General features: G+C 73.2%; 18 protein-coding genes. 9 read left to right on the top strand and 9 right to left on the bottom strand.

The genetic code is table 11. The features are described from left to right. Positions 1–150: 150 nt before the first annotated feature. Positions 151–717, bottom strand: a complete 567-nt coding sequence (locus tag IE209_RS09725) for a dihydrofolate reductase family protein (RefSeq protein WP_189686739.1) — start codon at positions 715–717, stop codon at positions 151–153. 180 nt (positions 718–897) lie between these two features. On the opposite strand from IE209_RS09725, the gene IE209_RS09730 reads away from it, so the two are divergent. From IE209_RS09730 to IE209_RS09760, 7 genes are all read left to right on the top strand, one after another. Further along, entirely contained in the window at positions 898–1,221 is a 324-nt protein-coding gene (locus tag IE209_RS09730) for a hypothetical protein (RefSeq protein ID WP_189686740.1), read from the top strand. 10 nt (positions 1,222–1,231) lie between these two features. Continuing rightward, the gene (locus IE209_RS09735) at positions 1,232–2,236 is read left to right on the top strand and encodes an acyl-CoA dehydrogenase family protein (RefSeq protein WP_189686741.1); all 1,005 of its coding nucleotides are present in this window, start codon (positions 1,232–1,234) and stop codon (positions 2,234–2,236) included. Further along, positions 2,224–2,985 (top strand): PIG-L deacetylase family protein, encoded by a 762-nt coding sequence (locus IE209_RS09740; protein ID WP_189686742.1) that lies wholly within the window; start codon positions 2,224–2,226, stop codon positions 2,983–2,985. Before IE209_RS09735 ends, IE209_RS09740 begins: the two co-directional genes overlap by 13 nt. A 117-nt stretch (positions 2,986–3,102) precedes the next feature. Next, positions 3,103–3,693, top strand: coding sequence for a class I SAM-dependent methyltransferase (locus IE209_RS09745; RefSeq protein WP_189686873.1), 591 nt, complete (start codon positions 3,103–3,105; stop codon positions 3,691–3,693). Between the two features lie 5 nt (positions 3,694–3,698). After that, on the top strand, positions 3,699–4,385 hold the full coding sequence (locus IE209_RS09750) for a glycosyltransferase family 2 protein (RefSeq protein ID WP_308433163.1): 687 nt from the start codon (positions 3,699–3,701) through the stop codon (positions 4,383–4,385). Positions 4,386–4,483: 98 nt separating this feature from the next. Further along, positions 4,484–4,789, top strand: coding sequence for a plasmid stabilization protein (locus tag IE209_RS09755; RefSeq protein ID WP_145548695.1), 306 nt, complete (start codon positions 4,484–4,486; stop codon positions 4,787–4,789). A 109-nt stretch (positions 4,790–4,898) separates the two neighbouring features. Further along, complete coding sequence (locus IE209_RS09760; protein WP_189686744.1) at positions 4,899–6,536, top strand: RecQ family ATP-dependent DNA helicase; 1,638 nt, start codon at positions 4,899–4,901, stop codon at positions 6,534–6,536. 19 nt (positions 6,537–6,555) lie between these two features. Here IE209_RS09760 and IE209_RS09765 read toward each other — a convergent pair whose 3' ends face one another. The 5 genes from IE209_RS09765 to IE209_RS09780 form a co-directional block, all read right to left on the bottom strand. Beyond that, on the bottom strand, positions 6,556–9,621 hold the full coding sequence (locus IE209_RS09765; RefSeq protein ID WP_189686745.1) for an HD domain-containing phosphohydrolase: 3,066 nt from the start codon (positions 9,619–9,621) through the stop codon (positions 6,556–6,558). Between the two features lie 79 nt (positions 9,622–9,700). Beyond that, positions 9,701–11,875, bottom strand: a complete 2,175-nt coding sequence (locus IE209_RS09770) for a CHASE2 domain-containing protein (RefSeq protein ID WP_229882775.1) — start codon at positions 11,873–11,875, stop codon at positions 9,701–9,703. Next, entirely contained in the window at positions 11,872–13,611 is a 1,740-nt protein-coding gene (locus tag IE209_RS33775) for a FecR domain-containing protein (RefSeq protein WP_229882776.1), read from the bottom strand. The genes IE209_RS09770 and IE209_RS33775 overlap by 4 nt, the downstream gene beginning before the upstream one ends. Positions 13,612–13,621: 10 nt before the next feature. Further along, positions 13,622–14,944, bottom strand: coding sequence for a surface lipoprotein assembly modifier (locus tag IE209_RS09775; protein WP_189686747.1), 1,323 nt, complete (start codon positions 14,942–14,944; stop codon positions 13,622–13,624). Between the two features lie 350 nt (positions 14,945–15,294). Next, the gene (locus IE209_RS09780; protein ID WP_189686748.1) at positions 15,295–16,194 is read right to left on the bottom strand and encodes a LysR family transcriptional regulator; all 900 of its coding nucleotides are present in this window, start codon (positions 16,192–16,194) and stop codon (positions 15,295–15,297) included. 131 nt (positions 16,195–16,325) lie between these two features. Here IE209_RS09780 and IE209_RS09785 point away from each other — a divergent pair, with 131 nt between their 5' ends. Continuing rightward, entirely contained in the window at positions 16,326–16,937 is a 612-nt protein-coding gene (locus IE209_RS09785; protein ID WP_189686749.1) for a glutathione S-transferase family protein, read from the top strand. Between the two features lie 240 nt (positions 16,938–17,177). Next, entirely contained in the window at positions 17,178–19,229 is a 2,052-nt protein-coding gene (locus IE209_RS09790) for a 2Fe-2S iron-sulfur cluster-binding protein (protein ID WP_189686750.1), read from the top strand. Between the two features lie 27 nt (positions 19,230–19,256). On the opposite strand, the gene IE209_RS33780 is transcribed toward IE209_RS09790, so the two are convergent. The 3 genes from IE209_RS33780 to IE209_RS09805 form a co-directional block, all read right to left on the bottom strand. Then, positions 19,257–19,895 carry a CsbD family protein gene (locus IE209_RS33780; protein ID WP_229882777.1) on the bottom strand — a complete coding sequence of 213 codons (639 nt, stop codon included), beginning with the start codon at positions 19,893–19,895 and terminating at the stop codon, positions 19,257–19,259. 74 nt (positions 19,896–19,969) lie between these two features. Then, entirely contained in the window at positions 19,970–20,509 is a 540-nt protein-coding gene (locus IE209_RS09800) for a PEP-CTERM sorting domain-containing protein (RefSeq protein ID WP_189686751.1), read from the bottom strand. Positions 20,510–20,611: 102 nt separating this feature from the next. After that, positions 20,612–21,688 carry an SPOR domain-containing protein gene (locus IE209_RS09805; RefSeq protein ID WP_189686752.1) on the bottom strand — a complete coding sequence of 359 codons (1,077 nt, stop codon included), beginning with the start codon at positions 21,686–21,688 and terminating at the stop codon, positions 20,612–20,614. Positions 21,689–21,697 lie beyond the last annotated feature (9 nt).

Here is a 21,697-nt window from a genome sequence, read left to right on the forward strand (position 1 = left end):
GGGCCGCAGCCCGGGCTCGTGCCCGGGCAAGGACCGCAACGCCCGCATGCGGCCTGGCGCGCCCCGGCCCGAAGGGCGAGGCCCCGAGCGCAACGATCACGATGGAAACGGGTGCTCATCGAGGGCCTCGCGTGGGTGTGAGCGGTTCGTTCACACGTTCTCGTCCGCGCGTCGGTAGTGCAGGGCGACCGCGCCATTGCGCAGCGGCTGTGCCGAGACCAGCGCGAGCCGCCGCGTACTGGGCAGCCCGCCGGCGTACATGGTCGGGCCGTGGCCGGCGATCCTGGGGTGCACGAGGAATTGGTAGGCGTCGATCAGGTCGAGCCGGTCCAGCGCAGCCGCGAGCCGGCCGCTGCCGAGCAGCACGCCGGCCGGGGTCGCGTCCTTGAGCTGTTGCACGCCCGCGCGCAGGTCGCCGGCCACCAGGTGGCTGTGGGTCCACGGGAATTCCGTCCGGGTTGTCGAGACCACGTACTTCGGCTTGGTCTCCAGCTTGCATGCCCACGCGCACACGGCCGGGGACGCCTGCACCTCGCCACGCGCGACCGCCGGCCAGTAGCCCTCCATCAGCTCGTAGGTGGTGCGGCCCCACAGCATCGCCCCGTGCGCGTCCATGAGGCGGGTGAAGAAGGCGTGCGTCTCCTCGTCGGCGATGCCCTCCTGGTGGTCGACGCAGCCGTCCAGGATGAGGTTGAGGCTGAAGGTCAGACGTCCCATCGAAGGCTCCTTCCGCTGCGCGTCGTGCGGGCCTGCGATTTTGCGTCGGCCAGCTGGCCGGCTGGATGGCGCGCCGCATAGCCATTGCCTGACACGCGCTCACGTCCGCGTCGCGCACGGTGGGGCACCGCGTCCATGGGATCGTCCCCGTTCCTGAAATCAACCCACAAGGACTCCACCATGGACGCACAAGCACTTCAGCAAGCCATCGACGGCATCGAATCCGCAGCCGACAAGGCCATCGCCGCGCTCAAGAACGGCCAGGCCGACGCCAAGCTGCAGCAGGCCGTGCAGGACCTGCACCAGCAGGCCCGCACCAAGCGCTCGCTGACCGACAAGGCCGAACTCACCCAGGCTGTCAAGGACATCGAGCAGACCGCCGACCGCGCGATGGAAGCATGCCGCAATGCCGGCCAGGTCGACGCCGCCCTGAAGCAGGCCGTGCAGGACGCGCACCAGAAGGCTTCGCAGCTCAAGCACAGCGTGGAAGGCCAGACCGCCTGAGCGCGCGCCGATGACCGCCCGGCCCGGGTCTGTCCTGGAGGATGCGCCGGCCGGCACCGGGCCCGACACCGTCGCCAGCGCCCTGCGTGCGCTGCTGGCCTCGGGCGCCGACCGCCTGCCCTTGCCCGGCAGCGGCCGGACGTTGGCGCGGTGGCGCCGCCTGGCTGCGGTGGCCGAGCGCGATCTTGCCCTCGCCAAGCTCTACGAGGGCCACACCGATGCGCTGGCCATCCAGCAGGAACTCGGCTGCGCGCCAGCCCAAGCCGGTGCCTGGGGCACCTGGTGTGCCGAGCCGCCGCAGGCCCGACTGGCGCTGCTGCCGCAACGCGACGGCCGGCTGCGCCTGCAGGGCCGCAAGGCCTGGTGCTCGGGGGCGGCCTTTCTCGACCATGCCCTGGTCAGCGGCTGGAACCCCGACGGGGCGCCCTGCCTGGCCGCGGTGACCCTGCGCCAGCCCGGCGTGCAGGTGCTCGACGAGGGCTGGTCCGCCGTGGGCATGGCCGCTACCGCCAGCGTCGATGTGCTGTTCGACGGCGCGCTCGCGGAGCCGGTCGGCGCGCCCCATGCCTACGTCGGACGCCCCGGCTTCTGGCATGGCGGTGCCGGCATCGCCGCCTGCTGGTGGGGTGGTGCCGTGGGCATCGCCCGCGCCGTGCGGGCGGCGCTGGCGCCGCGTGCACCCGATGCGCACCAGCTGGCGCACCTGGGTGCGATCGATGTGGCACTGGCGGGCTGCGCGGCGCTGCTGCGCGAGGCGGCCGCCTGGATCGACCGCCACCCTGCGCAGGACGCGCAGGCCTGGGCCTTGCGCGTGCGGCTCGCCGTCGAGCAGGGCGCAGAAGCCGTGCTGCACCATGCAGGCCGTGCGCTGGGCGCCGGCCCGCTGTGCAAGCAGCCGGCCCTGGCACGCGCCATGGCCGACCTGCCGGTCTTCATGCGCCAGAGCCATGCGGAACGCGACCTCGCGGCGCTGGGCCGCGCCCTCGGACGCGAGGCCCAACCTTGGACGCTCTGAGCAGCCGCCGCATCGAGGCCGGCGACGGCACGCCCGAACCGCAATGGCAGTGCTGGCTGCAGGCGCGCGCATTGCCGCACCTGGCGCCGCAGGACCTGCTGCCACCGGGCGCGCGCGCCGTGGTCGTGGCGCCGCACCCGGACGACGAGGTGCTGGCCGTCGGCGGCCTGCTGGCCCATGCGGCCACGCTGCGCCGCCGCGCGCTGCTCATCGCCGTGACCGACGGCGAGGCCAGCCATGCCGGATCCATGCGCTGGCCGCCGGGACGCCTCGCATCCCGCCGGCGCGCCGAGACCCGCTTGGCACTGGCGCGGCTGGGCAGCGATGCAGCGGTGCTGCGCGCCGGGCTCGCCGACGGGCGCGTGGCCGCGCGGGAGGGCGTGCTGCACGCCTTGCTGCTGCGCACGCTGCGGCCTTCGGACCGCGTGTTCACCACCTGGTCGCTCGATGGCCATCCCGACCACGAGGCCACGGGCCGCACCACGCGCGCGGCCGCCGAGCAGGTGGGCGCGCAGGTCTACGAGGTGCCGGTCTGGGGCTGGCACTGGGCCGCCTGCGGCGATGCGCGCATGCCCTGGGAACAGGCCCGGCTGGTCACGCTGTCGCCGCAGGCCGTGGCGCGCAAGTGTGCGGCCCTGCAGGCCTTCGCTTCGCAATGGGAGCACGACCCCGACTGCCCGCACACGCCGGTGCTGCGCGACGCGATGCGCGTGCGCGCGCAGCGCCCCTTCGAACTGGTGTTCGCATGAGCACCGCCGGGCCGCCCCAAGGTGCTCAGCACCGCAGCGCGAAGGTACTCCAATGAGCACCGCCGGGCCGCCCCAAGGTGCTCTCCCAGCAGGCGAAACCGAGGGGCCGCTGTGAACATGCGCAGCTACTTCGACGCCCTGTACGCCGGCGCGGACGATCCCTACGGCACCCGCGCGCGCTGGTACGAGCGGCGCAAGCGCGCGCTGCTGCTGGCCAGCCTGCCGCGCCGGCGCTTTCGGCGCTGCTACGAGCCTGGCTGCGGCAGCGGCGAGCTGACGGTCGGCCTGGCCGCGCGCTGCGACAGCGTGCTGGCCGCGGACTTCTCGGCGCACGCGCTGCGATCCGCACACCAGCGCACGGCGGCGCTGCCGCAGGTGCGCCTGGCGCAGCACCGCCTGCCGCAGGACTGGCCCGTGGCCGAGCGCTTCGATCTCGTGGTGCTGTCCGAGGTCGGCTACTTCCTGCCTGCGGCGCAGGTGCAGCAGCTGGCGCAGCACTGCGCCGCCACGCTGGATGCCGACGGCGTGCTCGTGGCGTGCGACTGGTTGGCGCCGTTCGCAGAGCGCGCCTGTGCGACGCAGGAGGTGCACGCGCTGCTGGATGCCATCGGCCTGGCGCCGCTGGTGGTCCACCGCGAGGACGATTTCTGCCTGCGCGTGTGGGCGCGCGATGGGCGTTCGGTGGCGCAGCGCGAGGGCATCCGGTGATCGGCGTGGCGATTCCCGCGCACGACGAAGGCGCGCACATCGCTGCGGCCGTGGCTGCGGTGCAGGCCGCGGCGCGGCATCCGGCGCTGCAGGGCGAGGCCGTGGAGATCGCCGTCGTCGCCGACGCATGCAGCGATGCCACCGCCGCCAACGCCGCCGCCCAGGGCGCGCACACGTTGTCGCTGGCGTACCGCAACGTGGGCCAGGCACGCCAGGCCGGCGCCGAACTGCTGCTCGCGCGCGGGGCGCGCTGGCTGGCCTTCACCGACGCCGATTCGCTGGTCGCACCGGACTGGCTCGCCGCACAACTGGCGCTGGGCGCACGGGCCGTCTGCGGCTGCGTCTGGGTGCGCGACTGGAGCGCCCACGGCGCGCTGGCCGAGCGGCTGGCGCGGGCGTTCGACAGCCAGTACTTCCCGGTCGAAGGCCACCGCCACATCCATGGCGCCAACCTGGGCATGACGGCCGAGGCCTATCGCCTCGCGGGCGGTTTCGCGCCCCTGCCCAGCAGCGAGGACGTGGCGCTGGTGGCGTCCTTGCAGGCGGCCGGCGTGGACGTGGTGTTCAGCGCGCAGCCGCGCGTGTGGACCAGCGCGCGTGTGGACGCGCGGGCGCCGGGAGGTTTCGGCCAGGCCCTGCGCAGCATGTCGCAGGCGCTGGTGCGGCCCGGTCTGGAGCCGCGCACCGTCTGACGCGCAGGCGTGTCGCCGTCGGACACCGGCGGCGCGGCAGCGCGCCAGACTGGAACCAGTGCGGACATGGTGTCCGCGCAGCGAGCAAGGAGAGCACCATGCCAAGAGGCGACAAGTCGGCCTACACGGACAAGCAGAAGCGGCAGGCCGAGCACATCGAGAAGGGTTACGAGCAGCGCGGCGTGGCCGAGGGCGAGGCCGAGCGGCGCGCCTGGGCCACCGTCAACAAGGAAACCGGCGGCGGCAAGAAGAGCGGGTCGGGCCGCGGCAAGGCGGTCGACAAGTCGCCCTCGCGCAAGGGCGGGCAGGCCGGTGGCCGGGCATCGGCTTCGCGCTCGGCCGAGGAGCGGTCCGCGTCGGCGAAGAAGGCCGCCGCCACCCGCAAGCGCAACGCCGAGCGCTGAGCGCACGCGGGGCAGCGCGGGCCGGCGCACCTTCGGGTGCCCTTCCTACGCGCCCGGCGACGCGGCCGCGCCAAGCTTGCCGCATCGTCGATGCCGCCCAAGGAAGCGCATGCTGCAAGCCACTCTCCACCCCGAGCCCGTCCCGGTCTCCGCGCCCCTGCTGACGCCGCCGGCCGAGCCCGAGCCGCGCCGCAGGACCCGCACGCGGCGCGCACCCGCTGCCACACCGCTGCCCGCGCGCAGCGCGCGCCAGATCGAGCGCCTGCTGCAGGGGCTGTTCGGCCTGCAGGCGCTGCGTCCTGGCCAGCAGCAGGTGATCGCGCGCGTGCTGGCCGGCCAGTCCACGCTGGCGATCATGCCCACGGGCGCCGGCAAGTCGCTGTGCTACCAGCTGCCGGCGCTGATGCTGCCCGGCTGCACGCTGGTGGTCTCGCCGCTGATCGCGCTCATGAAGGACCAGTGCGAGAAGCTGCGCGCGCACGGCCTGGCGGCCGTGGAGTTCAACAGCAGCCTGGACGCCGAAGCCCTGGCCGCGGCCGAGGCGGCGCTGGCCGACGGCAGCGCCCGCATCGTCCTGGTCACGCCCGAGCGGCTGGCCGATCCGGCCTTCCTCGCCCTGGTGCGGCGCTGCCGCATCGCGCTCGTCGTCGTCGACGAGGCCCATTGCATCGTCGAATGGGGACACGACTTCCGGCCAGCCTTCCTGGAGATCGGCCCGGCGCTGCGCGCACTCGGCCAGCCGCCGCTGCTGGCGCTGACCGCGACCGCGCCCCCGGAGACGGCGGACGAGATCGGCCGGCTGCTCGGCATCGCGCGCAGCGGCACCATCGACGCCGGCACCTGGCGCGGCAACCTGCACTACGCCGTGCTGCCGCTGACCGAGGCCGACGACAAGCTGCAGGCGCTGCAGGACACCCTGCAGGGCTGCGAGGAGCCGGGCATCGTCTACACCGCCACCGTGCGCGCGGCCGAGGAGGTGCATGCCGCGCTCGCGGCGCGCGGCCTGTCCGTGGGCCTGTACCACGGCAAGCTGCGCGCGGCCGAGCGCCACGCGGCGCAAGAGGCCTTCATGGAGGGCCGCACGCGCGTGATGGTGGCCACCAGCGCCTTCGGCATGGGCATCGACAAGGCCGACCTGCGCTTCGTCGTGCACTACCAGATGCCCGCCAGCCTGGACGCCTACTACCAGGAGTCCGGACGCGCCGGCCGCGACGGGCTGCCCGCGCGCTGCGTTCTGCTGTACCAGCGGCGCGACCGTGCCGTGCAGCACTTCTTCGCGGGAGGCCGCGCCACCACGCAGGCCGAGCTGGCGCGGGTGCTGGCCGCGCTGTCGCCCGACACGCCCGCCGACCTTGCGCAGCTGCAGGCGTCCACCGGGCTGCCCCGGGCCCGTCTGGCCGCCCTGCTCGCGCTGCTGGCGCAGGCCGGCCACTGCCGCAAGGCGCGCGCTGCCAGAGGGCGTGCGGGCTGGCTGGCGGCGACGGCGCCGCGCGGCGCCCCGGCGCTGGAGGCGCTGGTGCAGACCGAGCAGGCGCGGCGCCAGGAGAAGCAGCGCAAGCTGCAGGCCATGGTGGACTACGCCGAAAGCGGCGCCTGCCGCTGGCAGGTGCTGCAGGATGCGCTGGAAGGCGAGCGGCGTGCCGAGGGTTGCGGCCACTGCGACAACTGCGCCCGCATGCTGCGGCTGGCCGCGCCGGACGTGCTGGTGCCGGCCATGGCCGGGGGCGCGCCGCCGCTGCGCCACTGAGGGGCGCCCGGGCCTGCTCTCAACATGGGCCCAGAAAGGGCGCCACATCCACCTCGTCGATGAGCTCGGGGCTCATGAAGCGACGGGCGTAGCGCAGATGGGTTCCGCTGGACAGGAACAGGTCGAACACGTCGGGGTCGATGTGCCCGCGGCGCTTGAAGCCCCACAGGATGCGCACGGCTTCGGACAGCGGCTTGGACTTCTTGTAAGGGCGGTCGGTCGCCGTCAGCGCCTCGAAGACATCGGCGATGGCCATGATGCGGGCGGGCACGCTGAGCTGGTCGTGGGCCAGGCCTTTCGGATAGCCCGTCCCCTTGAGGTTTTCGTGGTGCGTGCCCGCGATCTCGGGCACCCGGCGCAGGTTCTTGGGGAAGTGCATGGCCTCCAGCATCTCGATCGTCTGGATGATGTGTTCGTTGATCTTGTAGCGCTCTTCCGGCGTCAGGGTGCCGCTGCGGATGCACAGGTTGTACAGCTCGCCCCGGTTGTAGAGCAGCTCCGGCGGCTGCAGGTTGAAGCGGTCGCACGGGGCGTCCGGGTTCTTCGCCGGCCGCGGCACCATGTGCTGCGGTTTGTCGTCGAGCAGGAATTCCATGGCCGGTAGCCGGGCGGGCGGCGATGCCGCGGCGGCCTGCGCCGCCTGCGGCCCCAGGCCGAGCCGGTCGTCGAAATGCCGCAGCCAGGTGCGCTGCGCGATCTCGCGCAGGCGGGCCACGGCGCCTTCTTCCATCGATTCCGCGCCCAGGTTGCAGCGTGCGACGAACGCGAACTCTTCTTCGAGGACCGCGCATTGCTGCTCGAAGCGTTCGCATGCCTTGGCCGCATTGCCGCCGGCAATGAAGTTTCTGAGCAGATCGATCTCGGCATCGCGCCGGAGCACCTCGAAACGGGTGCGGATCTCGTGGATCCGGTCGTGGATCGTTTCGAGCTTGGTCGCCTTGTCGACCACGTACTCGGGCGTCGTGATCTTGCCGCAGTCGTGCAGCCAGGCACCGATGCGGAACTCGCGCCATTGCTCGGCGGTGTCGAAGCGGAAGTCGGCCAGCGGCCCGGTGTCCACGCGCACCGCCTCTTCGGCGATCATGACGGCCAGCTCCGGCACCCGGTCGCAGTGGCCACCGGTGTAGGGGCTCTTGGCGTCGATCGCCCCGGCCAGCAGCTTGACCATGGAATCCACGAGTTCGGCCTGCGCCTGCACCAGCTGGTGGTTGTCCAGCGAGACCGCGGCCTGGGCCGCCACGGCCGAGGCGATCCGCACGTCCTCCTCGCTGAAGGGCACGGCCTTGCCGCTGATCGGGTCCAGCGCGTTCATGAGCTGCAGCACGCCGATGACCTCGCCCTCGCGCGGCGCCAGCGGCAGCGCCAGCATGGACACCGTCCTGTAGCCCGTGCGCTCGTCGAAGCGCCGCGTGCCGCTCAGGTCGAACCGCGTTTCGGCGTAGACATCGTCGATGACGACATGGGTGTTGCGCAAGGCGACGTGGGTGGAGACGAACTGGTCGTTGTCCGAGCCGTCGGGGCGGACCAGCGGGATCTCCTCCTGCGGCAGCGAGTCGTCGCGCGTGCGCAGGGCAAAGCGCAGCGTCCTGTTCTCCGTCACCACGTACAGCGTGGCCGCGTCGCAGCGCGTCAGGCGCTTGGCGCCCCACAGGATCTGCTGGAGCAGGCTGATGCGGTCGCGCTCGCGCGACATCGCCAGCCCGGCAGCGATCAGCTCCTCCAGCCGCTGGCGCGAGCCGCGCAGCTCCTCCGTCCTGGAACGGATGGATTCGCGCATGACCGCATGCGCATCGGCCAGCGCGCTGAACTCCTTGAGGCGCGACTTGATGCGTGGCGACGGACCGAAGTCCAGGGTGCAGATCCGGATGGCATCGCGGGTCAGTTCGTCCAGCGCACCGACGATCCTCCGGGTGACCCACAAGGCCATCAGCAACGCGACCATGAGCACCAGCACGCCGATCAGCGCCATGCGGTCGCGCGCGGCGACCATGGAGCTGGAGAACGCCAGCAGCGGCGCATAGGCGACCACGCGCCAGGGCGCACCCGGGCCGAACTCCACGCTGGATTGCGCGAGCACGAATTTCTCACCGTGGACCGCCACGGTCGCCACCTGCGGGTGCAGCCCCCTGCCGGTCCATTGCGCGAGTTCGCGCAGCACCGAGAGCGTCTGCGCGTCCGCCGTGGCGGGGCCGTGCCCGCCGGGTGGCGCGAGCGCGCCCTGGCCAGCGCCGGAGACCAGCATGTCGCCCGTGGGGGCGACCAGGCCGCCGGCGACGTGCGGCGGATAGGACAGTGCCTGGAACAGCCGGTCCAGGCCGTTGGTGGCGATCTCGGCGAGCACGACGCCCGATCCGTCGCGCAGCCGCGCAGCGACCGTGATGCCCGCGTCACGCGTGCTGAAGAAGGGCGCAGGTCCGCTGACCAGGGGGCCGGCCAGTGCGGCGGCCGCGCTGGCGGGCCGGTCCTGCCAGGGGTCGAAGCGGGTGGCATCGCGGCGCTCGGCCAGCAGCTGACCGGCTTCGTCGAGCAGGCGCCAGCTCTGCGCGCGTGGCGCATCGCCGCGGCCCGCTTCGACCGACCGCGCCGCGAACCGCGCCGCAGCAGGCGCCTGCAGCGATGCAGCCAGTCCCGCGGCGTCGCGCAGCGCCACGACCTCGAAGTACCTGCCGTCGTTCAGCACCGCGCGCAGCGCGTGCAGGCTGGGCTCCACCGCCAGGGCCGCGACCCACTGCCGCTGCAAGGCTTCGCGCTGCGCCGGTGCCAGCGACAGCCCGGCCGACGCCTCCAGGCCCACCAGGGTCTGCGCGCGGTCGACCAGCCCGCGCAGCAATGCGGTGCCGCGTTGCACGTGCTGCGAGAAGATGACCTGGGCGTTGTCCTGCGCCATCTGCTCGAACTTGACCGAAGCGATCGAGGTGAACGCGATGGTCACCAGCAGCATGAGGACGGCCAGCGGCAGGCCGAGCGCGAGCTGCACGCGCCAACGCTGCGGTTGGCCCGCGCCGAGACGCTCTGCCAGACGGTCGGACGCCCGGCGGCCGAAGACCGTCTCGCGTGACGAAGGGGGAGGGGATGGGGCTTGCACGTGGTGTGTCCAGGGTGGGCCTGCATGGCAGCGCGGCCGGCGAGGGGGCGATGGCGGGACGGGTCCTCTGCTGCGCCGGCTACTTGGCGGTGAAGGTGACGATGTCGCCACCCTCGCCCTTGCGCAGCCGCTCCAGGTGGAAGCGGACCAGCGGCTCGTCGCCCTGCGTCTGCGCCAGCCGCTCGAACGCCGCGAGGGCCTGCGGATCGCGCGCCGCCATCAGCGCGTAGGCATGTTCATAGTCCGCGATGGCCTGCAGGTCGACCGCCAGGTCCAGCCCGTCGTTGGCCGGCTGGAAGACCAGCAGGGGTTTCGTCTTGCCTTTGAACACCAGCTGGCCCACGCGTCGCACAGCCGGCGCGGCCGGGGCGCGGCCCAGCACGGCCTCGGAAATGCACGTGCGCGTGCCCAGCAGCGCGTTGGCGCTCTCCAGGCGCGAGGCGGTGTTGACGGGGTCGCCCAGCGCGCGGTAGTCGAAGATCGTCTCGCCGCCGAAGTTGCCGACGATCACCTCGCCCGCATGCACGCCGATCCGCGTGTGGCCGAAGCGCACGCCGGTGCTCTGCTGCGCCTGCGCGAAGGCGGTGGCGAAGCGCTGCAGCTCCAGCGCACAGGCGACCGCGCGCTCCCTGTGGTCGGCCTGCGCGATGGGGGCGGAGAACATGATGGCGATGCTGTCGCCGACGATCCGGTCCAGCGTGCCCTGGTGCCGGAACGCGATCTCGATCATGCCGTCCAGATAGCGGTTGAGCAGCAGCACGGCTTCGGCCGGGTCGATGGCCTCCATGAGCGCCGTGAACCCGGCCAGGTCGGTGAAGATGAAGCTGCAGGTCTGCCGCTTGCCGCCCAGCACCAGCTGCTCGGGGTTCTGCACGATGTGGCTGACCAGGTTGGGCGAGACGTAGCGCGAGAACGCCTGCGACACCCAGCGGCGGCGCTGGTCGCTCGTGTGGTGGCGCTGCACGCTCGGAGCCAGGAAGGCGAGCGCGATGCCGATGCCCGGCGTCAGCGGGTCGAACAGCATCTGCTGGCGCGAGAACAGCCACCAGGACGCGCCGGCGACGGCCAGCAGTGCCACGGCCGAGGCGGCTGCGGCCAGCGCAGGGCGCAGGCACAGGGCCGCGGCGCAGGCCAGCGCGGCGCCGGCCAGCAGCACCAGCGCCTCCACCATGGGCGCCCATGCAGGCCGTTGCAGGAAGTGCCGGGCCAGGATCTGCTCGAGCGCCTGGGCATGGATTTCCACCCCCGGCACCAGGTGGCCCTGCGTGCCGAAGCGCAGGTCCAGCAGGCCCTGGGCGGAACTGCCCACCAGCAGGATCTTTCCCTGCAGCTCGCTGGCGGCGACCTGTCCGGCCAGCAGCTGCCACGCCGGCAGCGACCGGCGCGCGGACGCGGGCGCGTAGTGCAGCCACATCTCGCCGTCGCGCGTGGTCGGAATGGACACCGCGCCGATCCGCAGCTGCTCGATGCCTTCCTCGGTGCTGCGCACCAGGAGATTCTTTTCGTCCAGGCTGGCGCGCAGCAGCTCCGAGACCAGGCTGGGCACGGTGCGGTCGGCCACGCGCAGCAGCAAGGGCACCCGGCGCACGACGCCATCCGAGTCGGGCAGGAATGCGAGCGCCCCGTGCCCGAAGGCGTGCGCTGCGAGCGCGGGCACGGCCGCCACCGCCGCGGCGAAAGGCTGCAGGTGCGGCGCTGCGCCGGAACCGAGCTCGACCAGGCCGGCCGGGATGGGGGGCAGGGCCGCCGCCCCCGGCTGCGGCGGGGCCTGGCGGATCGCGAAGCCGAGCACGACCTTGCCTGCGTCCATCGCTTGCGCGAACACGGCGTCGTGGTCCGGCATCGCCGCGAAGGCCGTTTGTTGTTCGGGCGTCAGGTCCCAGTGCCTGGCCAGCTCCCGCGGCGAGCTGCGGTCAGCTTCCGCGAAGACGATGTCGAAGCCCAGCGCGGCGGCGCCGCCTGCGGCCGCCGCGGCGACCAGATCCGCCATGGCGGTGCGCGGCCACGGCCATTGCCCGATGCGCGCGAGGCTCTCCTCGTCGATGTCCACGATGCGCACGGCGGCGTCTTCGTACGGGCGCGGCTGCCAGCGCTGGTACTGGTCGAACACGGCGTTGCGCAGGGTCTGGAGCCAGAGCGGCTGCTGCAACAGCAGGCCGACGAGCAGCAGCAGACCGGCCGCCCATCCGAGGACGTGGGCAGCCCGGTCGCTGCGCGAGGCAGTGGGGGCGGGGCTGAACGCGGCGCGGCTCAAGGCTTGAAGACGACCGCTCCGGTGACCGTTCCCAGCCCGCTGTGGAAGCCGTACAAGAGGCCGGCCCGTGCGCTGTTGGCGCCACCCACCATGCCGCGCACGGCCGCGCCGTTGCCCAAGGCGCCGGTGCAGCCGGTGGCGCAGCCGCTGCCCGTGCTCGAGATCCTGGCGGGGCCGGCGAAACCGAAGCCGCCGGTCTGTGCAGCAGTGCCGCTCAACGAGAAGGTCTGGTCGGCGACGGGCACCGACAGGCTGAAGGTCGCGAAGCCTCCGGTCGCACCGGGGAAGGTGACGCGCAGGCTGCCGGTCGCCGCGTTCTCGCTGCCGGTGGCCACCAGCTGCCCGCGCGCCGAGGTGACGGTCGGCGCTGTCGAGGCGAACGCGCCGAACGAACGCAGCACGGGCAGCGTGGGCGTCCCGGCGAACGTGAAGTAATGCAGCGCGCGGGTGCGGCCCCCGCCGTCGCCGTCGTCGTCGTCGTCGCGGCCAGCCCCCGCCCGGTACCGGCCGTCGGTCCATCGGCCCCAGGCCACCTGGCCGTCCGCATGGGCCTGGACCGGGATGCCCGCATGCAACAGCCGCTTGCCCGAGCCATCGTGCTCGCGCACCTCGGCCAGTGCGCTTCCCGCGTAGGTGCGGTGGCCGGACACGGACACCGCCTGCGTGCCGCCCTCGCGGTCGGAGCTGACCGCCATGACGGTGCCCGGCCCGGCCCGCAGTGGCGATTCGACGAAGGGGGCCGCGGCAGGGGCCGGCGCGGGGGCGGGGCTCGGGGCCGCAGGCGTTCCGGGACCGGGGTCGGGAGCAGGCGCAGGAGCAGGAGCAGGCGCAGGAGCAGGAGCAGGAGCAGGAGGATCGACGAGATCCGGGGCGGGCGTGCCCGGTGGCGGAGCGAAGTTGCCTGGCGGCTTGGCAACGACCGTGTCGTCGGGCGCAGGAAGCGCCGTTTGCCCATCGCCCGGGCTCGGTGCGACCAGTGCGCGCAGGTAGGTTTGCACCTGTTCGCCGGAGGTCCGCTGCGCCGTGCTTGCGCTGGCGACCTGGGTGGCGCCGCCAGCGGCCGCGTCGGTGGCCTCGGCCATGCGGCTCGCGCTCGTACCGCCGCTGGGGGAGACGACCGCGGAGACCAGTTTGGACACGACGGGGGCCGCCGACCTGGTGGCGGCGAACGCCGTCATGCCGCGCGCCACGTCGGTGCAGCCCGTGTCGTTGCACAGCGCGATGCGGCCGCCGATGACGTTCACGGTCAGGCCGTCGCGCAGCGCCGCGGTGTACTCCGTGCCGCGGATGCCGATCAGCCCGGCCGGCGTGTCGAGCCGGTAGTCCTCCGGCCTCGCCTTGCCGATGAAGCCGCTGATGGTGCGCAAGCTGCCTTTGACCAGGCTCATGAAGCCCTTGGCGCCTTCGGCCCCCCCGTTCTGGCCCAGGTGGTAGGCATCGAGCCGCAGCACGGATCCGGGCTGCAGCGCCACCATGCCGCCGTCCACCATCTTGAGCTGCAGCGTGCCGTTGCCGGTCTCCACCGTGTCGCCCGAGGCGACGGCCATGCCGCGTGCGGCGGGCCGCCGTTGGCCACTGGCGTCGATGAGCGTGGCGCCGTCCGCCGCGAACACGATGGTGGCGGCGGGCGGCGACTGTGCATGGCCGAGGCCTGCGGCAAGCAGCGCGCCGCACAGGAGGGTCAGGCGCGCGCGTCGGGCCCAGGCGAGGTCGTGGGAGCGGTGGAATCGTGGCATGCGAACAGCTTCAGTTGAATTCCCGGCGCACGGCGAGTTGCCATACCACGCGGCGATAGTCGTACAGCACGACGGACGAGTCGGCGCGCACATAGGCGACCTGCGGCGATAGCCGCCACGGCGCAGAAGGCGTGATGTGCATGCCCAACGATGCGTCGAGCTGGCGGTCGACGCGCCGCGTGTCGAAGAAGGGCTCCGTGCCGCCGTACCGGCGCTTCTCGTACTGCACGGCGGCGAACGCGACGATGTTCTCGTGCAGCGCGCGCTCGCCGCCCAGGCGCAGTCCCAGGGCGTGGTGGCCGTAGTTGTCCACGCCATCGCGGCGCGGCTTCTCCTCGGCACGGTAGACGCTGGCATACGCCAGCTGCACATCGGACAGCGCGCGCGCGTAGCCTGCGCCGAACACGACGCGGTCCGCGTCGCGCGCACGGTCGTGCGCATAGTGCAAACGGCTGAGCTGCGTGAACGCGCTCAGCTGGGAGCGCGGGTCCAGCGTGCGTAGCCACTGTGCGCTGAGCCCCGACGCGCTGCGGTAGCCGCGGTCGTCGATGTCGTACTGCAGCGTCTGCAGCGCGGCGGAGAACCGGTTCGCGCCGCTGGTATAGGCCGCGCCGACGCTGCCGTCGTACTGGCGGTTGTTCATGGCCTGCACGCTGCGGTGCCACGTGCCGCGCAGGTTCGCTGCCGCCTCGAGTTCCCAGGCGGCTGCCAGCGGCTTTCTCCAGGCCAGGCCGGCACCCAGGCCTGCGAACGCATCGCCGCGCTTGCGGTTGTCGCGGTCCAGGTTGAAGACGATGCCGCCGAACGCCGGAAGCGCGAACTGGCCTGCCGCCGTGGCGCTGTTGACATTGCTGTCATGGCCCGCGACGCCCTCGACGTAGGCGCGCCAGGCTGCGGATGCGGTACTGGCCGGGGCAACGTCGAGCCCGCCGAGCACCCGATCGATCGCGGCGGCGGCCTCTTGCGGCATCTCCCCGCGTCTGGCGGCCTGCAGTTCGGTGCGTGCGCGCTCTGGCTCGCCCGCCAGCAGATAGGCGCGAGCGAGTTCCGCCCGCGCCAGGCTGTCGCCGGGCGCGATCGCCACCGCGCGCTCCAATGCAAAGACGGCGCGCGTGGCATGCCCCGCGTCCAGGGCCGCGATGCCGAGCAGGTAGCTGTACGACGCGTCGTCGGCGCGTTCGAGTTCCAGGGGCTCTAGCAGGCGGTAGGCTGCCTCGGGCTGGTGGCTGGCCATCAGGCGACGGGCCTCGACCACCACGGGGTCGGCCGGCTGGGCTGCGGCGGACAGCGCCAGCAGGGCGCAGGCGAGGAGCAGGGCCTTGCGGATCGGCACGCAGCTTGCAGAGAGAGTTCGTTGGGGCACGGCGGTGGGCACGCGGTTCTTGGAAGGGGGCCACCCAGGGGTGAGTGCTGACTCGCTCGTTTTTTAGAGCAAAATATTAGATTTTTACGCTCTTCATTCGATCGAATGAGGCCGATGGTTGGCCAAGCGGGCGGGCTGCGCATTAACCTGGGTTAAAGCCGGGCGCGTTTTCCGGCCAAGCGGGACTTCGGGCCTGGCGAACGGTGCCCGCCTGCGGCGAGGACACCACAGAGAACTGGATGATCCCGGGTCAATACCAAGTGGCGGCGCAGCCTGCCCTGGTGCGCCCGGTGTCGGCGCGCGGCGCTTCGGCCGGCTTCCTAGTGCAGCCGCGGATCGCTGCGCAGGGTCTCGACCGCCATGTCGATGAAGGCCCTGACCTTGTGCGGCGCATTGCGGCCTTCGCGGTGCACCACATGGATGGGCAGGGCAGGGCGTTCGAATTCCTCCAGCACCAGCGCGAGCTGGCCGTCCTGCACGGCCTGGGCGATCTGGTAGAGCGGCAGGCGTGTGATGCCCATGCCGGCTGCGGCCGAGGCGGCGGCGGCCTCGTTGGTCGACAGCGTGAGCCGCGGCTGCACGCGCACGGGCAGCGGGCGCCCCTGGTCGTCGAAGCGCCATTCCGAGGTGGCCGTGACGCCCGTGGCCGCGACGATGGCGTGCTGCGCGAGGTCCTCGGGCCGCTGCGGAGCGCCGTGGCGCGCGAGGTAATCGGGCGCGGCACACAGCACCTGGCGCACCTGGCCCACGCGCACGGCCTGCAGTGACGAATCGGGCAGTTCGCCCAGGCGCACGCCGAGGTCCACGCCCTCGTCGACGAGGTTGACCACGCGGTCCACGAACCAGCAGTGCACGTCCACGAGCGCGAGCTGCGCGAGGTAGCGGTGCACGATGGGCAGCACGTACATGCGGCCGAAGTTGACGGGCGCCGTGACCGTGAGCTGGCCGCGCGGCGCGGCATGGGTGCCGGCCGCCGCGCCGTCGGCGGCCTCGATCTCGGCCAGGATGCGGCGGCAGTCGTCGGCGTAGCCCTGGCCGGCTTCGGTCACGCGCACGAAGCGCGTGGTGCGCACGAGCAGGCGCACGCCCAGCCGGGCCTCGAGCTCGGAGACGGCGCGCGTGGCGACCGAGGGCGAGACGCCGAGCCGCCGCGCGGCCGAGGCGAAGCCGCCGGTGTCGACCACCGCGAGGAACGCCGCCATTGCCGAAAGCCGATCCATGGTGTCTTGCCGGGCTTGTTGCAGATCCGGCAAGAATGACTTGCCGCCGCCGCGGATTCTAGGAAGCGGCCGAAACCCGGACCATGCGTGCCGTGGCGCCGAGTTCCGGCGCCCTTGCAAAAGGAAGCACCATGAAGCTCTACCACCACCCGCTGTCCGGCCACGCGCACCGCGCGCGCCTCTTTCTCAACCTGCTCGGCATCGACCACGAACTGGTCCATGTGGACCTGGCCCAGGGCGCGCACAAGCAGCCGGCCTTCCTCGCGTTGAACCCTTTCGGCCAGGTGCCGGTGTTGGACGACGCGGGCACCATCGTGGCCGACTCCAACGCCATCCTGGTCTACCTGGCGGCCAAGCTGGGCCGGCGCGACTGGCTGCCCGACGCGCCCGCGGCCGCGGCCCAGGTGCAGCGGTGGCTCAGCGTGGCGGCCGGCCAGATCGCCTACGGACCGGCCGCGGCGCGCCTGGTCACGGTGTTCGGCGCGCCGTTCCGGCCCGAGGAGGTGATCCAGCGCGCCCACGGCATCCTGGCCCAGATGGAAGCGGCGCTGGCCGGGCGCGATTTCCTGCTGGGGGCCACGCCCACGGTGGCCGATGTGGCGCTGTACAGCTACACCGCCCGGGCCCCCGAAGGCAATGTGGACCTCGCGGCCTATCCGCAGGTGCGGGCCTGGCTGGGCCGCATCGAGGCGCTGCCTGGCTTCGTCGCGTTCGAACGCACGCCCGTGGGCCTGGCGGCCTGAGAACGTGTGAACGAACCGCTCACACCCATGCGAGGCCCCCAATGAGCTCCTGTTTCCATCATCATCGTCGCGCCCGGGGCCTCGCCCTTCGGGCCGGGGCGCGCCAGGCCGCATGCGGGCGTTGCAGTCCTTGCCCGGGCATCAGCCCGGGCTGCGGCCTGCGCCTTCGCCTGCGGCCCGCCGCACCCCGTCGTGGGCGCGATCGGTTCATTCACACCTTCTGAGCGCAGGAGCCGCCCCATGTCCGACCCCACCACCGTTCCCGCCTCGCCCTGGCACCGTGGCGAGCTGGCGCTGCAGCACAGCGTCGGCGCCGCCGAGCACATGGACCGGCCCGGCCGGCTGTACGTGCGCAACTTCCTGCTCGACCAGCACCGGGAGTTCTACCCGCTGCTGCACTACGTGGCGCTGGGCAGCGTGGACGCCGCGGGCGACGCCTGGGCCACGCTGCGGGCTGGCCGGCCCGGCTTCATGCACGCGCCCGACGCGCAGACCCTGCACGTCGGCGTGGGCCGCGATGCGGCCGACCCGGCGGAGGCCGGACTGGGCGACGGCCAGGCCATCGGCCTGGTCGGCATCGAGCCCATGACGCGCCGGCGCAACCGGCTCAATGGTCAGGTGCGGCGCCAGGGCGGGCACGGCTTCGACATCCAGGTGGTGCAGAGCTTCGGCAACTGCCCGCGCTACATCCAGAACCGGCATGTGGCCTTCGTGCGCGACCCGGCCGAACCCAGCCGCGCGCCGGCCGTGGAGAGCGACCGGCTGGATGCGCGCGCCCAGGCTCTGATCGCGGGCGCGGACAGCTTCTACGTGGCCTCCTACATCGAGGGCGAGGACGGCACGCGCCAGGTGGACGTCTCGCACCGCGGCGGCAAGCCCGGCTTCGTGCGCGTGGACGCGGACGGCGTGCTGACCATCCCCGATTTCTCGGGCAACCTGTTCTTCATGACGCTGGGCAACCTGCTCGTCAACCCCCGGGCCGGGCTGGTGTTCGCCGACCCCGCCACGGGCGACCTGCTGCAGATGACGGGCGAGGCCCGCGTGCTGCTCGATGCGCCGGAGACCGCGGCCTTCGCGGGCGCGGAGCGGCTGTGGACCTTCCGGCCGCGCCGCGTGGTGTTCCGACCCGACGCTCTGCCGCTGCGCTGGCAGATGGCGGAGAACGGCTGGTCGCCCAACCTCGCGATGACGGGCAGCTGGCCCGAGGCCGGGCAGCGCCTGGCGGCGCAGGCGCTGGCCGGGCAGTGGCGCCCGTTCCGCGTGGCGCGTGCGGTGGACGAGAGCACGACGGTGCGCTCGCTGGTCCTGGAGCCCGCCGACGGCATGGCCGCCGTGCCGCCGCAGGCCGGGCAGCACCTGCCGCTGCGGCTCACGCTGGCCGACGGCACGCAGCTGCTGCGCAGCTACACGCTGTCGCTCGCGCCCGCCGACGGGGCCTACCGCATCAGCGTCAAGAAGGAAGGCCAGGCCTCGCAGCATCTGCACCAGCTGGCCGAAGGCGACCTGGTCGACGTGCGTGCGCCGGCCGGCAGCTTCACGATCGATGCGGCCCAGCGCCGGCCGGCCGTGCTGCTGGCGGCCGGCATCGGCATCACGCCGCTGCTGGCCATGCTGCGCCATGTGGTGCACGAGGGCCGGCGCACACGCAACTTCCGGCCGACCTGGCTGTTCCAGGCCGCACGCACGCGTGCGGAGCGGCCCTTCGATGCCGAGATCGCCGCACTCGTCGATGCCGCCCAGGGCGCGGTGCGCTGGGTGCGCGTGCTGAGCGCGCCCGGCGATGCGCCACCCGGCCGCGACCACGACCACGCCGGCCGCATCGACATGGCGCTGCTGAAGGCCACGCTGCCCTTCGGCGACCACGACTTCTACCTGTGCGGGCCCGCGGCCTTCATGCAGCAGACCTACGACGGCCTGCGCGCCTTGCAGGTGCCCGACGCGCGCATCCATGCCGAGGCGTTCGGGCCCTCGGCGCTGCGGCGCACGGGCGCGGCCGAAGGGCGCGCCATGCCACCGGCGGCCACGCAGCCGGTGCGCATCGTCTTCGCCGCATCGGGCAAGGAGGCGAGGTGGAAGCCTGGCGACGGCAGCCTGCTCGAGGTGGCCGAAGCGCGCGGCCTGGCGCCGGCCTTCGGTTGTCGCGGGGGAAGTTGCGGCAGCTGCCGCACGCGGGTGCTCACTGGGGCGGTCACCTATGCCGAGCCGCCGGCCTTTGCCGTGCCGGCTGGCGAGGCGCTTCTGTGCTGCGCAGTGCCGGCGGAGTCGGCGCAGGCCGTGCACCTGGCCGCATGACGGCGCGGCCCGGGGCCGCGCGTGCGTTCAGCGTCGGCTGCAGAGCAGGCCGACCAGCAGGCCGACGCCTGCGGCGACCGCGATGGTGCCCAGCGGGTTCTTGACGGCCGATTCGCGCACATGGTCGAGCGCGTCGCCGTACACCTGTTGGGCCTTGCCCATGGTCTCGCGCGCCTGGCCTTCCAGGTGCGTTGCGGTGTCGTTGGTGGCGCGTCCGAATGCGCCTTGCACCTTGCCGGCGATCTCGTTGACGGTGCCTTGTGCCTGTTCCAGCATGCTATGTCCTTTGAAGTGGGGCCGCCGCGGGCTGCGGCAGGCCAGCAGCCGTCCGACAGCGGACGACCTGCCACCATCATGCGCGGCGGGCGCGCGCAGTCTGTCAGGCAGCGCCGCGACTGCAGGCCAGCCGAACCCAGGCCAGGCCCGCTTGCGTGAGGGCGTGGGCGCGACGGCCCTGGAGGCCAGGGCGCGCCGCAACGCCACGGTGCCGGCCTGCGTCAGCACGGCCGCAGCTGCTGCAGCGAGCCCGGCGGCCAGGACCGGGCGCTCGGCGATGGCGCGGCGCAGCCGCAGGTCCAGGGCCTGCAGCCGCTGCCGCAGCGTGGCCGGGGCGGCGGCAGCAGGGTGTTCGGAACGGTCCGGAAGGGGGGCGGGGTCTTCGTGCATCGTGCCGGCAGCATAGGCCGCGCCACGCCTGCGCGGCGTCGGACGTGGCCGCATCGTCGCAGCGCGCGCCCGGCTCAGGCCGGCGTGGCTGCGCCGCGGCGCCGGCCCGCGCCGGCCCAGCCGGCCGCGCCCAGCCCTGCCAGCAGCAGCAGGATGCTGGCCGGCTCGGGCACCACCGAGGCCGTGAACGTGACGGGCACTTCGGCGTAGGTCGCGGCCGTGGTGAACACTTCCATGTAGATGGCGGGATCGAAGAAGTCCGCGTAGAAGGGATTGGCGTAGCCGCCCGCCGCGGTGGTGAAGCCGAAGCCGTGCACAGTGATCTGGCCCTGCGGACCGAAGCGGATCAGGTTGTCCAGTGCGAACGGCTCATTGCCGGGGATGGCCGCACCCGTGGGGTACAGGCCCGTGATCGGGTCGCCGTTGCGGCTGCCGCTGATGGCCGTGATCAGACGGAAGCCGTCGGCATCGGCGGCGTCCTCGGTCGTGAGGGTGCCGCCGGCCTGGATGCCCGCGCCGCTGTAGCTCCAGTTCCAGACGATGTCGGCCCAGGCCTGGGGGGCGGCGAATGCGCCAGCGACGGCGATGGCGGCGAGCGCCTGCTTTGCTTTCATGGGTTCTCCGAAGGGTGGGTGGTGCAAGCCGCGCAGCATACCGAGCACGGCGGCATCGGGCGTGCGCACGGTCCTCCACACGGAGGAAGAAGCGGATGCCCGTCAGGGCGCGGCCGGCAGCTGTACCGGTACCGCAGGCAGCCCCAGAGCCTGGATGCGCTCGCTGGCGCGCAGCGCCTGTTCGCGCGTGGCGAAGGGGCCGGCGCGCACGCGTTGCCGGCCCGTCTCCAACGCATCGCTGCGCGCAGGCAGGCCCGCTGCCCGCAGGCGGTCCAGCGCGGCCTGGGCGTTGGCGGGATCGGCGAACACGCCGATCTGCACGGCATGGCGGCCGGCCGCGGCCGACGCCGGGGCCTTCGCGCGCGCAGGCCGGGCCGCGGAGGACGCCGTGCCGGCCTCTGGTGCGGGCAGTGCGGGCGGCGCAGGCGCTGAGGCCGGCGTCGTGCTGGCGCCGGGCGCGGGGTCGGCCGGCGCAGGTTGGCTGGCCAGGGGCGCCGGGTCGGGCGCTGCCGGGGTCTCTGGGCGGGGACTTGTCGTCGGCAGCGGGGCCGCGGCCTGCACGGCCACGGCGGGCGCGACCGGGGCGGACCGCAGGCCCGGCGCCAGCCGCTCGGGCGGTGGCTGCGGCGGCAGCGGCCGCATGGCCAGTACCAGCCCCGCCAGGGCCAGCAGCACCAAGCCCTGCAGTGCCAGCAACGCGGCCCAGCGCGCCGCCCGGCCGGGCTGGCTACGCTGCAGCGCGGCGCAGGCCGCGCCGATGCTGGCGTGCGCAGCCACCGCGGCCAGGATGCGCCGGTTGCACAGGCGGTGGTACAGGCGCTCTGCGCCCAGGCCCCAGGCCAGCGAGGCCGCCAGCGTGAGCCCCGCCAGCAGCCAGGCCAGCGGCGCGGCGCCGGCCCCGAACAGCAGGCGCGCCAGGCCCAGGGCCAGCACGCTGCCCAGCAGCGCGGCGCCGGCCCACAGCGCGGCCGCGCCGATCTGCCCGCGCCAGGCCAGCCAGGCCAGCGCCGAGACGAAGCCGCCCCAATGCCAGTGCAGCCGGCCGGGCGCGGGCGTGGCGCCCGCGTCGCGGGCCTGGAAGCGCCGCAGGTAATGGTCACCGCGGTCCGGGCCGATGGCCGCGCGGTACAGCATGGCAGAGACGTCCGCCGCCGCAGGCGGCTCGGGGGTGGGGTGCACGGCGCGACT

The organism is Pseudorhodoferax aquiterrae (genome assembly GCF_014652235.1).
In the GTDB taxonomy this organism is placed as follows: Bacteria; Pseudomonadota; Gammaproteobacteria; order Burkholderiales; family Burkholderiaceae_C; genus Pseudorhodoferax; species Pseudorhodoferax aquiterrae.